Source organism: Enterobacter sp. ZOR0014 (assembly GCF_000798855.1).
GTDB classification, from domain to species: Bacteria; Pseudomonadota; Gammaproteobacteria; order Enterobacterales; family Enterobacteriaceae; genus Enterobacter; species Enterobacter kobei.
Genome location: NZ_JTLF01000285.1, coordinates 1 through 573, shown reverse-complemented (window position 1 = coordinate 573; position 573 = coordinate 1). Strand labels below are relative to the sequence as shown.

Genomic DNA, 573 nt, shown 5'->3' with positions numbered 1-573 from the left:
GTCGAACCATTCGCGAGTTTGTTACCGGCGTGCTGTTTGTTCCCGCTGGCTTTACGCTCATGTGGATGACGGTGTTTGGTAACAGCGCAATCTATCTCATTATGAACCAGGGGGCGACTGACCTCGCCAATACCGTTCAGCAGGATGTCGCGCTGGCCCTGTTTAATTTCCTGGAGCATTTCCCATTCTCTTCCGTGCTGTCATTCATTGCAATGGCGATGGTCATCGTCTTCTTCGTAACGTCTGCTGACTCGGGGGCAATGGTTGTGGATACGCTGGCATCAGGTGGGGTGGCAAACACCCCTGTCTGGCAGCGTATCTTCTGGGCGTCGCTCATGGGCATTGTAGCAATTGCACTTCTGATTGCGGGTGGGCTAAGCGCGCTGCAAACGGTGACAATAGCGAGTGCATTACCCTTCTCAGTGATCTTACTGGTATCCATATACGGACTGTTAAAAGCCCTGAGACGGGATTTGACGAAGCGTGAAAGCCTGAGCATGGCAACTATTGCGCCGACCGCTGCACGTAACCCCATTCCCTGGCAGAGAAGGTTGCGTAATATCGCTTATCTGC

General features: G+C 53.1%; 1 protein-coding gene. It reads left to right on the top strand.

All coding sequences use genetic code 11. The annotated features are described in order from the left end of the window. Window positions 1–573: BCCT family transporter (locus L977_RS15145; RefSeq protein ID WP_047625072.1), on the top strand; the 573-nt coding region annotated here is incomplete at both ends.